This is a genomic window from Mastigocladopsis repens PCC 10914 (assembly GCF_000315565.1).
GTDB lineage: Bacteria > Cyanobacteriota > Cyanobacteriia > Cyanobacteriales > Nostocaceae > Mastigocladopsis > Mastigocladopsis repens.
Window position 1 is genome coordinate 5,485,820 of record NZ_JH992901.1, and the last position, 14,911, is coordinate 5,500,730.

A 14,911-nucleotide genomic window follows, 5' to 3' on the forward strand; every position below is an offset into this window, starting at 1 on the left:
GCTTTAACCGACTTAAAGCGCAAATAGGTGGGTAGGGTAGATGCTAGTATCGGTTAATTCATCAATGGAAACACTTCTTTAAAGTTTACAGTAGTTTTTATATTCTATTAGTTTCTCTTAGAGAAATTGTCAATTTATGAAAGAAAATTACCAAACTTTTCCAGTAGTTTTACAGAAAATCTTATTACATTTAAATCTTGATGAAGATGTATGCGTAAAGACCATTTTATGGTATATAGAAACTTTCGCAGCAAATCTCCAGTCATGTACTGGTAATTTTGGTACAAACTTCAGTCATAGGTAAGATAAAGAAGTATAGGCTCACCCCCACCAGTACCAATGACCTCAACCCTGCTGAACTTTCCTCGTGTTAATGCCCCGAAGCTGCACCAATTGCCTAATGGTTTGACAATAGTGGCAGAGCAGATGCCAGTTGAAGCAGTTAACCTAAGCTTGTGGGTTAACGTTGGTTCAGCCGCTGAGTCAGATGCCATTAACGGTATGGCTCACTTTCTAGAGCATATGGTTTTCAAGGGAACTGAGCGACTGGCAAGCGGCGAGTTTGAACGGCAAATTGAAGAGCGGGGCGCTGTGACTAATGCCGCCACAAGTCAAGACTATACTCATTACTACATTACGAGTGCTCCCAAGGATTTTGCAGAACTTGCTCCACTGCAAATTGATGTAGTCCTAAATGCCAGCATACCCGATGAAGCTTTTGAACGCGAACGATTGGTAGTTTTGGAAGAAATTCGGCGCTCAGATGATAATCCCCGTCGCCGCACATTTGGGCGGGCGATGGAGACAGCTTTTGATGAGCTCCCTTATCGGCGTCCAGTATTGGGACCAGAAACGGTCATTTCTCAACTGCAACCTCAGCAGATGCGCGATTTTCATGCGAGTTGGTATCAACCGCAATCAATGACTGCTGTGGCTGTAGGCAATTTACCCGTGGAAGATTTAATTGAAATTGTTTCTGAGGGATTTGAACAAGCTGTTAGGACTCAGCAGACTCCACTCATCACTCGGCACTCAGTAGCTCCTGAACCTCCGTTTACAGAAATTGTTCGCAGAGAATTTATTGATAAAAGCCTCCAGCAAGCAAGACTTGTGATGGTTTGGCGAGTGCCAGGGATGAACCAATTAAAGCAAACTTATGCGTTAGATGTTTTGGCGGGAATTTTGGGACATGGACTAACATCAAGGCTAGTGCGGGATTTGCGGGAAGAAAGGGGACTGGTTTCCCATATTTCTGTCAGCAATATCACCCAACAGTTACAGGGAACATTTTATATTGCAGCTTATTGTGCAGTGGAAAAGTTGGCAGATGTAGAGGCTGGGATTGTTCAACACATCTGCAATCTGCAAACAGAAATGGTGAAAGAAGCGGAAATTGCCCGCGTGCGGACACAAGTGGCTAACAGATTTATTTTTGGTAATGAAACACCAAGCGATCGCGCTAATTTATATGGCTACTACCAATCAATGGTGGGAGATTTGGAACCAGCATTTAACTACCCAGCCCGCATTCAGGCTCAAGATGTAACTGACTTGATGCAAGCTTCCCAAGAATTTCTTTCACCAGATGCTTACGGTGTAGTTATCCTCAAACCATTTTAAAGTACTTAGTGGGTAGTAGATAGTGGGTAGTAGTAAACAACTAACAACTACCTACTTCCTATTCTTATGATGTGGACTGAAATTGATGCCCATATTAGCCAAGTGAGGAGCGAAAAATTTCAATCGTCACAACGACGCTCAGTGAGTGGTGGATGCATCAACCAAGGTTATGCTGTCTCTAATGGTCAGCGTACTTACTTCGTGAAGCTCAACCAAGCATCGCAAGTTGCTATGTTTGAGGCAGAGGCGCTGGGCTTAGAGCAAATGTACCAAACAGCTACCATCCGCGTTCCCAAAGCCATTTGTTGGGGTACAACTGGTAATTCTGGCTATTTGGTGTTGCAGTGGCTGGAAATGGGTTCTGGTGATACGAAATCTTGGCAAGAAATGGGGCGCAAGTTAGCAGCGATGCACAAAGCTACCAGTAGCCAAGGTTTTGGTTGGAAAATCAACAATACTATCGGCAGCACGCCTCAAATTAACACTTGGACTACAGATTGGGCGGAATTTTATACTAAACATCGGCTGGGTTATCAATTCCAGTTGGCAAGGCGGCGGGGTGGGCATTTTCCCCAAGAGAAAGAGTTACTAGAGGTGATTCCTGAACTCTTAGCACACAAAGTGCAACCTTCTTTGGTACATGGTGATTTGTGGGGAGGAAATGCTGGCTGTACTGTGTCCGGAGAACCAGTGATTTTTGATCCAGCAACTTATTTTGGCGATCGCGAAGTTGATATCGCCATGACCGAACTTTTTGGTGGTTTCTCAGCTGGGTTTTATCAGGGTTACAACGAAGTTTGGCCCTTAGATGAAGGGTATGAGCAGAGAAAAACTCTCTACAACTTGTATCACATTTTGAATCATTTCAATTTATTCGGTGGTGGTTACTTGTCGCAAGCAAACCGGATGATTGCTCATATTTTGAATTAAATTGACGCTATTGTTCAAGACAGCTAATTTTCCAACTTAAAATTAGCTGTTTTACTATATATTGGCGGATAACCAGCTAAAATGACTCAATGATTGACCACGACCGCCTATTCAAAGAACTTCTCTCCAACTTCTTTCCAGAGTTTATCGAGCTATTCTTCCCTGATGTGAGCGCTTACTGGGATAGAGACTCTCTGCAATTTTTGCCGCAAGAGATGTTTACCGATATTACAGAAGGCGAGCGCAAAATTGTAGATTTATTGGTGCAAGCAGCATTTATAAATCAGAAGGCTCTATTCATCATCCACACAGAACATCAATCCTATACCAAAAGCGATTTTAATGCGCGGATGTTCCGCTACTTCGCACGCTTACACGAGAAATATGACCTACCAGTCTATCCGATAGTCATTTATTCCCATGACTTCCCCCAGCGTCCAGAAGCCAACTCCTATAGCATCGAGTTTCCCGGTTGGAAAGTATTAGAGTTTAACTATAGGGTGATTCAACTAAATTGTCTCAACTGGCAGGATTTTGTCAATCACCAGAACCCAGTAGCTAGTGCTTTGATGTCCAAAATGCGAATGGATGCTCAAGAACGTCCTACAGTAAAGCTAGTGTCGCTACAACTGCTATCTACTCTAGGACTAAACCCCGCACAAGTACAGTTGATTTCTGGCTTTATTGATACATACCTCAAGTTGAATGCTGAAGAAAAAGCTGTGTTTGAAGAACAACTTGCTACGATTGAACCAAGGCAGCAGGAGGAAGTTATGCAAATCGTCACTAGCTGGATGGAAGAGGGTATTCAACAAGGAAGGCAGGAGGGAAGGCAGCAGGAAGCAGCAACGCTTGTTCTACGCCTACTCAACCGACGCTTCAGTGGAGTCAGTTCCCAGTTGCAAGAACGTATTCAAAATTTGTCAACAGCCGAGTTAGAGGATTTGGCTGAGGCGTTGTTGGATTTCAACACTGTTGCTGATTTAGAGGCTTGGTTGGGAAATAGGTAGGTAACAGCATGATGGATACTCCTCTAAAATGAATTACGAAACAGCTCGCAAATTCCTGATTGACCAAACAGTCATCACTGAGGAAAACCCAGATCCGCTGTTAATGCGTCTGCAACAGGGAAAGCCGCCAGTACCTGGTCAGATCACCTCGATTTTATTGGCATTGAAAGTAGTTTTTGAAAGTCTAAAAGATGCTACCGTTATAGACAAAAAACTGGCTTACGCTCTGTATGAGTTAACAATTAAGGCTCAACAGATGTTTGCAGCGGGACGTAAAGTCGGGGTTGAATGGCCACCGCTGCTAAAGGAAGATTTACTAAGAATTGCGATCGCAACTGAAAGTATCTTTTCTGGTGAATGGCAAAGCTTACATTAACGATTTCGCAGTTCTGCTTCCATCTTATCTAAGTCAGATTTGAGCAAAATTGTCATCTGACCGGTGAATGCTTTCCCTTCTTTGGGTTGTGCAACTTCTACCCAGTAGACATAGCGATCGCCTACACGCAACTCCCCCTGTAAAGCTTCTCTAATTGGAGTTTTTGCAAAACGAGCTGAGTTAATCGCACTTTGGTTAGGATACTCGTACACCACCTGAGCTCGTTTAAAATCTTGATAGATATCCAAGCCATAAATTACCCGTAAAGATTCCTGGAGCCGCCCAAATGTCATACCGTTAATGGCATCATACATTGCAATGCGCTCAGTGCGAATTGTGCTGCGGTCTTTGGTAAACCCGACTTTACCTGGAGGTAATACCGATGCTTGAAAGGTAAACCTTTGGGCAGCTGTGTCACTCTTTTGCACCAAAAATCGCTCTCCAGTATTGGGGCGAAGTGTGGGATGTGCTTTAATCCAAGCACCAACTTCCTCTGTAGGTTGTCCTGGTAAAGCATTGGCTTTTAAATTAAAAAGCGTTGTGAGGCAAAAGCAGGGAACAAGGGAAGGCAGAATCAAATAGTTATATAGAGGTTTTTTTAGCATTTTCTCTTCAGGAGTTGCATGGCGATCCTCCCTGATAGCTGATTGACAACAACACAGTCGTTTCATCAACCTTTCTGACAAGCGGAATGAAACAACCTCATAGCTTAACGGGAGGGTAATCTTAGTTTTCCCTTTTTGTGCAAATAAAGCTCACAACGAAGAATAGAGTCCCAACCTCATCGGAAGTGCATAAGCAAGAGCAGCCTTACATCTATATTCTTTTTAAGAATTCTCTCAGCAGTCGTCTAATTTCATCACATAACAAATTTATGATTCATCATATGAGTATTTCTGCTCACAACTCCTTGCACGTTGCCCAAGTTCTTGCTGAACTCTGGAACGGACAAATTGCACACCATCCTTTTGTCTTTAACGGCTATATCGTCTTTCCTTTCGATCAATACGGTACAGAAATTGAAGTATATTCTTTGGGGACTGAGATAGTGCCAGGGAAAAGTAATGAGGGGCATTCATATGTGCAAAAAGAGAGTCCTTATGGGTTCACAGCTACCCATGCAGCTATATCTGTACCTGTCAGCGTAGAAAAAATTGAGCGAATTGCCCAACGTGAAGGTTGGCAGGTGTTGCGTAATAACTTCGGCTTCGATTACATTGAGTTCTGGTTGGAAAACAGATTATTGCTAAACCTGCTGACTCCAGAGATGACGGCTCAATATAAGGCGTTTACACAGCCAGAAAATCTAAGGAGACACTTGATTTTCATTGGCTCTGCCACAGCAGGTGCATGAGCAAGCATGAATAGTTCACGGAATCATCGCTACCTTAATGACCTTACGCTCCCTCATATCACAAAACACCTGTTCTAAATCCTTCAACGCACGGTGTTCACTGATAAGTAACTCAAAGGGAATCTTCCTACTTGCAATAAGTGACAGCGCGGCGCGGACAAATTCAGGAGTGTTGTGAAACACCCCTTTAAGCGTAAGTTCGCTATAGTGCAACTGTTCTGTATTCACACTAATCGTCGTATCCCGTGGACAACCACCGAATAGGTTAACTGTTGCACCGGGACGGGCGCAAGCAATTGCCGTTTCCCAGACACTTGGTACACCAGTGGCTTCAATTACCACATCCGCACCCCATCCCTGTGTCAGTTCTTTGACCAAACTGGAAATATCCGGCAGTTGACGGTAATTGAAGGTTTTTGCCGCGCCCAGTTTTTCCCCAATTTCTAGCCTTTGGTCATTGCCGCCAAAGAGCAACACTTCAGCTTGTGCATCATGAGCCAACTTTGCTACAAACATCAACCCAATCGCTCCGTCTCCCAACACTACCACGCGATCGCCAGCTTTGACGTTGGAACGGGCGACTCCATGCAGCACACAAGCGAGAGGTTCTGTCATTGCCGCCAATTCATAGGGCAAGTCCTCAGGAATGGGCAACAGATTATGTTGCACAACAGGTGGGGGAATTTTCAAGTATTGGGCAAAAGTGCCGTTATTCCATGTCAAATTTGGACACAGAGAGTATTCTCGGCGTTGACAAAAAAAGCAATTCATGCAAGGGGCAGAATTATTTGCCACCACGCGACTACCCACTTGCCAACCCGTAACACCTTCTCCTACCGCTACAATTTGCCCTGCCGCCTCATGACCAAATAGCGTAGGCGGTTTTAGCATCTTGGCATGACCGCCACGACGCCAAACTTTTAAATCCGTACCACAAGTTGTCGCTGCTTCCACTCGGATGACGACTTCACCCACACCGGGAGTTGGGTCAGTGACTTCTTCTAAACGTAAATTTTCTTTGCCGTAAAGTAACGCTGCTAACACAGCTTGTACCCAGTAATTTGCTCCACCTGATTTTACCAGGTGGAGTTGGGAACTTTTTACGAGTTAATCTGTCTTAAGTTCTGGAAACCTAGGATTTCACTGCTGGTTGAGGAACAACGCCCGTGTTTCTTCCTTCCACGTTTGGCATCTGACTGACAGTTAACACAGGGACTTCTTGCCAGCAGGTCTTACAAAACCAGTAGAGTTCACCGTGACGGACATGACGCAAGAGTGAACCACCACAGCATGGACAATTATTGGCTCTCATGCTCATTATTGATGCCCTCCTTGTGAAAAATTGTTGATTTTATAGATGCACTAAAAAAGTGTTAATTAAAACTGGATTTTAGTCGCATGAATACGACCGTTTGAATTTATGCGGTCTTTAATTATTTTTCCATAGACCGCCTCGTACCCATTGACCATCTGGATGACGCTAAACTTGTTTTCTACATACTCTCGGCAAGTTTGTCGATTCAGTTCCAAAGCAGCTGGAATCATTGCTGCCATATCATCATACTTTTGGCAAACAAAACCTGATACACCGTGGGCAAGGACTTCTGGTACAGAACCTAAATTTAGGGCAATAACTGGTGTACCAGTTGCCATCGATTCAATCATCACCAAGCCAAACGGTTCTTGCCAGGTTATTGGGAACAGAGTGATAGCAGCATTGCCCAGCAGTTCAACTTTCTCGGCGTGGTTGATTTCGCCTAAGTACTGAATTTGCTGACCATCAATGTGAGGAGCAATCTCTTGTTCAAAAAACTTAGAGTCTACTACATCAACCTTTCCTGCGATCTTTAGGTTCCAGCCAGTTTCCTTAGCAATGGCGATCGCGTGTTGCGGTCCCTTTTCTGGCGAAAATCGTCCTAAAAATGCCAAATAGGGCGGATCTTCAGGTTGGGCGACAAAAGGGTAATCTTCTGGATTAATCCCGTTGTAGACCGTGCTAACATAATTCAGGTTTATTTCACGCTGCGCGTGACTAATGCTAACGTATGGTTGCTTTTGATGGTGGGCATATACGTTCTTGTTATCTGTTGTGAACCTGCCATGCAGGGTATGAACTGTGGGTGTTGGCACTAAACTCGCCAAAGGTAATGCCGATATTCCCAAATGGGAGTGGATAATATCGAATTCCTGTGCTATCTGGTAAACTTGGCTGAGTTCCAGCATTTCGTACACCGTGTACTCTTTGACATTTGGGTCTAAGCGTAATGCACGAGGATAAACTGCTTCTAACCTAGCCAATGTTTGCGAATCCCCAGATGCGAACAAAGTGACATCATGACCTCGACGCACCAGTTCATCGGTCAAGCGACTAACGACTAGCTCTATTCCTCCATATGTAGGAGGAGGAACCCGTTCCCATAAGGGGGCTACTTGAGCGATTTTCATAAGTTGTTTTGGTTCAGCAGGTGAAACGGTCTTATAGCCAAGACCTACATCTGATGATGGTAGAGCATTTGTACCTAACCATCGACTTTTAAGTTAACCTGACTCACTCACTAGAGCGCAATTTCGGTTAACCGTACCCTGAGATAGCTCATGACTAATTTTACACTAGTCATTATGACTGTACTACGACTATGCTTTTATAGTACTCTTTGTCAAGACCAGAATGCATCTATCTTGGGGATCATAAATAATTCAAGGATTTTGTAACGAAACATACTAAATCTTCTAAACGGGATCAATTTTTGCAAGCGATGCAGGAGAGGGAAATCGAGTGCTCGAGAGAATAATTAATAAGTACTGACTAAATGACTCATATGAGAATTGCTACTTGGAATGTCAACTCGATTCGCACTCGTCTAGGACACGTTGTTGATTGGTTAAGTCAGAATTACGTTGATGTCCTATGTATGCAAGAAACTAAAGTTGTAGATGCGGAATTTCCCTGTGCGCCTTTCGAGCAATTGGGCTATCACCTCTATGTATCAGGGCAAAAAGCTTACAATGGTGTTGCCATAGTAAGCCGCCAACCATTAGAAGATGTCAGCCGTGGTTTTACGCCTATTTTGTCAAACGTACAGCAAGATTGGGATGAACAAAAACGGGTGATTACGGGTGTCATTGACGGGATCAGAATTGTCAATCTTTATGTACCCAATGGATCAGCCATAGGAAGCGAAAAATATGATTACAAGCTGGGCTGGTTAACAGTGCTGCGGGAGTATTTGCGATCGCTTCTTTTGTCCTCACCAAGAATCTGTATGTGTGGAGACTTTAACATTGCTTTAGAAGCTAGAGATATTCACGATAGTGTTAGTAGTCAAAATCACGTCATGGCATCAGAACCAGAGCGCCAAGCCTTGCGGGATATTCTTTTATTAGGATTTGCTGATGCTTTTCGCAAATTTACAACTGAAGGCGGACATTACAGCTGGTGGGACTATCGTGCTGCATCTTTTCGCCGTAACTTGGGTTGGCGTATTGACCATCACTATCTCACACCCAACTTATATGAACGTGCTAAAAGTTGCACGATTGATGTAGCTCCTAGAAAGTTACCTCAACCCAGCGACCATGCGCCTGTGATTGTCGAATTTTAGAATTTAGTCATTAGTCATTGGTTAAAAACCTTTGGACTATTGACTCATCCAAAATCCAAAATCCAAAATTGATATGTTTCTAGTCACTGGAGCCACTGGGGGAATAGGTCGCAGAGTCGTGCGACTTTTACGTGAACGAGAAAAGCAGGTACGGGCATTTGTCCGCCTCACCTCGCGTTACGGCGAGTTAGAACACCGAGGAGCTAACATCTTTATTGGTGATTTGCGCCAAGAAAAAGATATCCAAAAAGCTTGTCAGGGCGTACAGTACATAATCAGCACACATGGTTCCGATGGTGATGCCCTATCTTTGGACTACCGCGCCAACATTGAACTCATAGACTCCGCAAAAGCTAATGGAGTACAGCATTTTGTCTTCATTTCTGTGCTAGGAGCAGACCGGGGATACGAGGATGCTCCTGTCTTTAAAGCAAAACGAGCAGTAGAGCGATACCTGGAAACTAGTGGCTTAAACTACACTATTTTACGCCCAGCTGGATTAGCATCGAACTTGCTGCCATTGGCAGAACGTTTTCGAGAAACGGGGTTTTACCTGCTCATTGGCGATCCCAAAAACCGTACCTCTATTGTGAGTACAGATGATTTGGCAAGGATAGTGGTAGATTCTGTAACAGTTGAAGCTGCTCGCAATCAGATATTACCAGTCGGGGGACCAGAGATTTTATCGCGAGAGGATATTCCTAAAATTTTTAGTCGCATTTTTAATAAAGAGCCAGTGCTGATTAACCCGCCACTGTTTGCAGTAGATGCTTTACGCGGTGCATTAGGTTTTTTCAATCCTCAAGCACAAAAAGCATTGGGAACGTTTCGTACACTACTAGGTAATGAATTTTTCTGTACACATGAGGAAATTGCCAAATTGGAGGATATTTTCAACTTTAAGTTGGAAACATTAGAAAATTTCTTGCGACGGTATCTAGCAGTTTAAAAAGAAAGTGTTAGTAGTTAGTGGGTAGTGGATAGTGGTTAAGAACAACCAAAAACTAACAACTAACTACTAACAACTAACAACTAACAACCAACAATTCCTACTTCCTAATCTAAAATCTTATGAAATATTCTCTAGCTGCAAATGCTGCTCAAGCACGTAAAACAAAACAGCGATTCGTAAAACCTGATGAACATCTATCGTATGAGCTGGGTAAGGCGGTACAGGAATTGCCGCCCTTGTATACTAGATTGTTAGCGGGAACAGTGAGCGCTGTGGTAATAGGGACGATCGCCTGGGCACACTTTTCGCAAATAGATGAAGTAGCGACAGCACCTGGGGAGTTAATCGCTTCCACACAGGTACGACCCGTGACATCGATAGGTAATGGAACAATTGTTGCGGTCAACGTCAAAGAAGGCGATCGCGTTATCAAAGGTCAAACCCTCGTTCAACGTGACCCAGACTTGCAACAAGTTGATGTTGCTCGTTTAGCCACATCTGCTAAATTGATTCAGGAAGATTTACGGCGTTTGGATGCAGAACGCACGGGTGCGAAAGCTGCCGGTACACAACTTCAAGATGAACTGTTAAACTCTCGTTTACGAGACTACCAAGCGCGTCAAGCCGCAGCCCAAGCCGAAGCAAACCGCCAACAGGCGCTGATTGACCAAGCAAAAGTGCGTCAAACTCGGTTGCAAGAAAATCTGGTAAACTCAAGAACTAGCCTTGCCAACGCCAAAACTAACCTAGTCAACGCTCAAAATATTCGTACTAAAGTTGAAAGCGGCTTAGTCATTGCTCAAAAAAGGGAACAAAGCCTAAAAACCCTAGTGACTTCTGGTGCTCTCCCTCGACTTGATTACCTAGACGCGCAAGAAAGACTAAATCGTGTGACTGCGGAAATCACCAGGTCGAATGATGAGGTGACAAACTCTCAAAATAAGGTGACAGAAGCTCAAGACAAAGTCACATCCTTAGAAAAGGATATTGCTGCTCAAGTTCAAGAAATTCGCCAAGCTGAAGAAGCATATCAAGCTGCTCGCAATCAAGTACAACGTCTGGAATCACAGCGTCAAAGTGAAATTATCACCCAAATTAACAAGCGTAAAGAAGAACTGACCACAATTCAAGGTCAGCTTAATCAGGCACGGAAGCAACAAGACAGGGAAACTATTAAAGCTCCAGTAGCAGGTACCATCTATAGAATCAAAGCTACAAAAGGACCAGTCCAATCAGGTGAAGAGTTACTGTCTATTTTGCCAGAAGGAGAACAACTCTTGTTGGAGGTGAAAGTTCTTAACCGGGATATTGGCTTTATTCACCAGGGAATGAAGGCAAAGGTGAAAATGGCGACGTTCCCCTTCCAAGAATTTGGCATTATTAATGGCGAGGTGGTGCAAGTCAGTCCAAATGCTATTGTTGATAAGGAAATGGGCTTAGTTTTTCCTACTAGAATTAAGCTAAACAAACACGCGATATTGGTGCGCGGTCAAGAAGTCGCGTTTACTCCGGGGATGGCTGCTAATGGTGAAATTGTCACTCGTAAAAAGTCGATTTTAACATTCTTAATTGAGCCGATTACTCGTCGCTTTAGCGAGGCATTTTCTGTCAGGTAGGTTTAAGGGGTGCGATGGTGCAGAGCACCCGCCAAGGGCGATTGCAAAGGAGTGCTGCGCCTTGATGCAATCGCCCTTCCATCTCACACCGTTTGGGTATTAGCTATAATTTTTTACCCTATTTAGAGTTATCTAACCATTCCCAATACTCCCCCAGCATTTCTTCAGAATTAGTACCACTATTATCAAAGGTACTATATTTTACATCGCTGTCCGTTATGGTTTGGTAGCTTAAGAATCGCGACCCGAGACTTGAACTGAGGGACATATCATTGTGATTAAGTGTAGAACTGGTACTGAAGCTAGAGGTTTGCACATTATTGACATCATTTAATTGGTCTTGTGAGGTGGACGTCTTACCAGCCCACAAAGAGCTATCCTGGTACTGTGTAACATGAAAGCTAGAAGTGACGAGATTGCTTTGTGTTACAAAGTCATTTGAGCTGGAGCTTGCGGTTTTTGTACTATCTACTGCTGTCTCGGAGATCATCTGACGCACTTGCGTATCAGTCAGACTTTGGTTACCACTGAGCATGAGGGCGACTACGCCAGCAACGTGGGGAGTTGCCATAGATGTGCCGCTATAGGAAGCATAGTTGTTTCCCGGAACTGTAGAGTATACATCGACTCCTGGTGCTGTGACGTAAGTGAGTTCATTTGTTCCCGCTTGGTTGGAGAAGTCAGCCATGTTGTTATTTTGATCAACTGCTCCAACTGCAATTCCTGTTGTGTCTGCATAGCCGGCTGGATAACCAGGTTGTGAGTCACCATCATTGCCAGCAGCCATAACAACAACCACTCCTTTACTGCTAGCATACTCAATAGCTTCCTCTAAAGTGCTATTAGGATAATCGCTACCGAGACTAAGGTTAATCACATCAGCTCCATTATTGACAGCATAGTAAATACCCTGAGAAACCCAACTATAAGAGCCTGAACCCTGATCATCCATGACTTTGACTGGCATAATTTTAGAATCATATGCAATGCCAGTCACACCAAAGCCATTGTTTTCCCCAGCAATAGTGCCAGCAACATGGGTGCCATGACCATAATCACTATTATCTAAGGTGTTGTTGTTGTTGTCAGCAAAGCTCCAGCCATAGACATCATCAATATAGCCATTACCATCATCATCCTTGCCGTTATCAGCAATTTCGCTGCTATTTGTCCAGATATTATCGTTTAAATCATCGTGGGTGTAGTCAACCCCAGTATCCAGAACAGCAACAACCACATCTTGACCTGTGTATCCTTGTGCCCAAGCTTCTGGTGCGTTCACAAGGTCGGCTCCCCAATTATTACTACCAAGGTCAGAAACATCAGCAAAGGTATTTTGACCAACCGCTTGACTCACGGCTGCTGCTGCATCAATCAAGCCATAGCCAGAGGTGGAGTTATACCCATTGTCATTCAACAATTGTTCCTCATTATCATTCGTAGCTAGGTCAAAGCTACTACGACCGCTCAAATTTACGCTGTAGTCGTTGTTGGAATCAAAGGAATTTACTGAGGAGATAGAAGTGATATTTGACCCTTGATTAGAAAAAGAATTGTTACTATTAATATCACTGGACATCAGTATTTTTCCCTCAAATATCTCTCTCTTTTTGATTTGCAAAAACCTTTTTTTGAAATAAGGCTTTCATCTACAAAATCTTTCTACTGAAACAATAATTACTATTTAATTCAAAGAAAAAATGCTAATTTTTTTACAATTTTTTGGGCTTCTATAAATAAGCTTTAATAGTATCTAAAAAATCTGTGTAGAGACTAGCAAGTGCAACGTCTCTACATGGGCAATCACACCAGCAAATCATCTTATCTGAACCTTACTGATATTTAAATAACCGCAGAGGCAAGAACACAGAGGAAAAAAGCAGACTGTGTAAGTCCTGGAGATGCCAATCCAAGTTAGTTTAAATGCAGGGGAAAACAATGTGGGTAAATACCTTGAGGCGTTATTTTACTTGACACTTTACACTGACTGATACTCGAAAAAAGTAAAATCAGCAACTCAAATTACTCAAATTACTCAAGGTCTAACTCCAATACACCAGTGGAATTATGTAATTGTCGAGTTAAACAATGAGTCTGATGCGACATGATAAACGCAATCTAGGTTTAGATTTTCTCTTATATTGTGCTGGTGCAAATAAACAAATACTAAATAGAAAAGACTGCCAGACAGAGGTAAACAAGCAAGCTGCGATTGGAGCAATTGCCTGTTTGACAGCTTTAACAGCTACTTTATCAGGTTCCTATGCCTTTTATACCGTATTTGCATCATTTGCATCAGTTTTCAGGTGAATTGAGATGTGCTTGTAACCAATTGAGCAAGTCACCCATTGCTGTAAAATCTAATAAAGCTTCGGCAAGTACTTCTAAATCTTCCAGCGAAAGAGCCTGTACTTGCTTTTTCACCTCTTGAGATAGCTCTCCTACTCGTCTTTGTAGTTGCCGCACAATTATAGTCTGTCCCTCTTCTTGTTTTCCACGTTCGTAGCCAATGCGCTCGCCTGTAGTGATATAGCTCATTGCACGCTCCTGCTCAAACTCCTTAAAATCTTGCCAAAACTCTGCTTCTAATGCTTTTGGTAAAATCATAACCCAATCCACGAAGCGGTAAAGGTTACGAATATCTTTTTCTGGAAAACCTAATTCGTACAATCGGCGGATTAAGCTAAATTTCCAAGTTTTGCGTTCTCCTGGCTTTTTACTCGTCTGCTGTGTTTTCAAATGTGCCATCACAACCGTTGCAAAAGGATTATCGCTCTTCTCTAATTGAGTCCAACGGTTTTGATAATCGAGAAGTTTGATGGTTCCAAATTTAAAATGCAGACTAGTATCGGGATAATTATAACTGTATTGATTTGGTCGCCATGTCAGGTCTGTATCACACAAAATCGCTAAACTAATGGCTGGTTTCGCAAATCTGTCAAAAATTCGTAGGTTGTAGGAAAACATTCTTTCTGCAAAGCTATCTTCCGGTTTTGCCTGGATTTCGACATGGATTAACAACCAAATTTCTTCTCCTTGAATTTGCCAAACTTTGACCAATTTATCTGCGTATCTTCTTCCCTGTTCGGCATTGCGGGCTATTTGTTGGAATTCTTTATCGAGAAATTCATGGGGACGTTCCCAATTAATTAATGCAGCTGTTTGAGGAAAGAAGAATTCCATTGCTTGGGGAAAGTAGGCTTCTAAGATTTCTTTCCAGGGTGAATCATTATCGACCCTTTCGCGTTCGGAGGTCATGAATGAGCTTGCTCATATGGTACTGGTGTTTCAATTATCAAGCTTGGGCGTGCAATATAGCGGTTTTTGTTGACGCGGTATATCCTCACGCGATCGCTCGGTGTAACTTTAAGTTATAGCGGTTCTCAATTGAATGCATCACATTTAAAGATTTCTTGTAGGATTGGCTTCTCGTCCGTCCTAATCTTTAGGC

At 43.1% G+C, this 14,911-nt stretch carries 14 protein-coding genes; 8 read left to right on the forward strand and 6 right to left on the reverse strand.

Annotation, left to right across the window (positions count from 1 at the left end; genetic code table 11):
• Nucleotides 1–339: 339 nt before the first annotated feature.
• From MAS10914_RS0126395 to MAS10914_RS0126410, 4 genes are all read left to right on the forward strand, one after another.
• Nucleotides 340–1,620 (forward strand): M16 family metallopeptidase, encoded by a 1,281-nt coding sequence (locus MAS10914_RS0126395; RefSeq protein WP_017318949.1) that lies wholly within the window; start codon nucleotides 340–342, stop codon nucleotides 1,618–1,620.
• A gap of 69 nt (nucleotides 1,621–1,689) precedes the next feature.
• Nucleotides 1,690–2,550 carry a fructosamine kinase family protein gene (locus MAS10914_RS0126400; protein ID WP_017318950.1) on the forward strand — a complete coding sequence of 287 codons (861 nt, stop codon included), beginning with the start codon at nucleotides 1,690–1,692 and terminating at the stop codon, nucleotides 2,548–2,550.
• Nucleotides 2,551–2,639: 89 nt separating this feature from the next.
• Nucleotides 2,640–3,560, forward strand: coding sequence for a DUF4351 domain-containing protein (locus MAS10914_RS0126405; protein ID WP_017318951.1), 921 nt, complete (start codon nucleotides 2,640–2,642; stop codon nucleotides 3,558–3,560).
• Between the two features lie 28 nt (nucleotides 3,561–3,588).
• Complete coding sequence (locus MAS10914_RS0126410) at nucleotides 3,589–3,936, forward strand: hypothetical protein (protein WP_017318952.1); 348 nt, start codon at nucleotides 3,589–3,591, stop codon at nucleotides 3,934–3,936.
• On the opposite strand, the gene MAS10914_RS0126415 is transcribed toward MAS10914_RS0126410, so the two are convergent.
• Nucleotides 3,933–4,541, reverse strand: a complete 609-nt coding sequence (locus MAS10914_RS0126415; protein ID WP_017318953.1) for a hypothetical protein — start codon at nucleotides 4,539–4,541, stop codon at nucleotides 3,933–3,935. The genes MAS10914_RS0126410 and MAS10914_RS0126415 overlap by 4 nt on opposite strands.
• A gap of 269 nt (nucleotides 4,542–4,810) precedes the next feature.
• Here MAS10914_RS0126415 and MAS10914_RS0126420 point away from each other — a divergent pair, with 269 nt between their 5' ends.
• Nucleotides 4,811–5,290: a hypothetical protein gene (locus MAS10914_RS0126420; protein ID WP_017318954.1), complete on the forward strand. Its 480-nt coding sequence runs from the start codon at nucleotides 4,811–4,813 to the stop codon at nucleotides 5,288–5,290.
• Nucleotides 5,291–5,305: 15 nt separating this feature from the next.
• Here the strand turns inward: MAS10914_RS0126420 and MAS10914_RS0126425 are convergent, their stop codons facing one another.
• The 3 genes from MAS10914_RS0126425 to MAS10914_RS0126430 form a co-directional block, all read right to left on the reverse strand.
• Nucleotides 5,306–6,334, reverse strand: a complete 1,029-nt coding sequence (locus MAS10914_RS0126425; RefSeq protein ID WP_017318955.1) for a zinc-dependent alcohol dehydrogenase — start codon at nucleotides 6,332–6,334, stop codon at nucleotides 5,306–5,308.
• Between the two features lie 88 nt (nucleotides 6,335–6,422).
• Entirely contained in the window at nucleotides 6,423–6,608 is a 186-nt protein-coding gene (locus MAS10914_RS33245; RefSeq protein WP_071599861.1) for a hypothetical protein, read from the reverse strand.
• Nucleotides 6,609–6,667: 59 nt separating this feature from the next.
• Nucleotides 6,668–7,735, reverse strand: a complete 1,068-nt coding sequence (locus tag MAS10914_RS0126430) for a glycosyltransferase family 4 protein (protein WP_017318956.1) — start codon at nucleotides 7,733–7,735, stop codon at nucleotides 6,668–6,670.
• A 374-nt stretch (nucleotides 7,736–8,109) separates the two neighbouring features.
• Between MAS10914_RS0126430 and xth the strand changes: the two genes are divergently transcribed.
• From xth to MAS10914_RS0126445, 3 genes are all read left to right on the forward strand, one after another.
• The gene (gene xth / locus MAS10914_RS0126435; RefSeq protein WP_017318957.1) at nucleotides 8,110–8,892 is read left to right on the forward strand and encodes an exodeoxyribonuclease III; all 783 of its coding nucleotides are present in this window, start codon (nucleotides 8,110–8,112) and stop codon (nucleotides 8,890–8,892) included.
• Between the two features lie 73 nt (nucleotides 8,893–8,965).
• Nucleotides 8,966–9,841: an SDR family oxidoreductase gene (locus MAS10914_RS0126440; protein ID WP_017318958.1), complete on the forward strand. Its 876-nt coding sequence runs from the start codon at nucleotides 8,966–8,968 to the stop codon at nucleotides 9,839–9,841.
• A 122-nt stretch (nucleotides 9,842–9,963) separates the two neighbouring features.
• Complete coding sequence (locus MAS10914_RS0126445; RefSeq protein ID WP_017318959.1) at nucleotides 9,964–11,460, forward strand: HlyD family efflux transporter periplasmic adaptor subunit; 1,497 nt, start codon at nucleotides 9,964–9,966, stop codon at nucleotides 11,458–11,460.
• Between the two features lie 118 nt (nucleotides 11,461–11,578).
• On the opposite strand, the gene MAS10914_RS0126450 is transcribed toward MAS10914_RS0126445, so the two are convergent.
• Nucleotides 11,579–13,039, reverse strand: a complete 1,461-nt coding sequence (locus tag MAS10914_RS0126450) for a S8 family peptidase (protein ID WP_017318960.1) — start codon at nucleotides 13,037–13,039, stop codon at nucleotides 11,579–11,581.
• A 716-nt stretch (nucleotides 13,040–13,755) separates the two neighbouring features.
• Nucleotides 13,756–14,718, reverse strand: a complete 963-nt coding sequence (locus MAS10914_RS0126460) for a DUF4351 domain-containing protein (protein ID WP_017318962.1) — start codon at nucleotides 14,716–14,718, stop codon at nucleotides 13,756–13,758.
• Nucleotides 14,719–14,911: the final 193 nt, after the last annotated feature.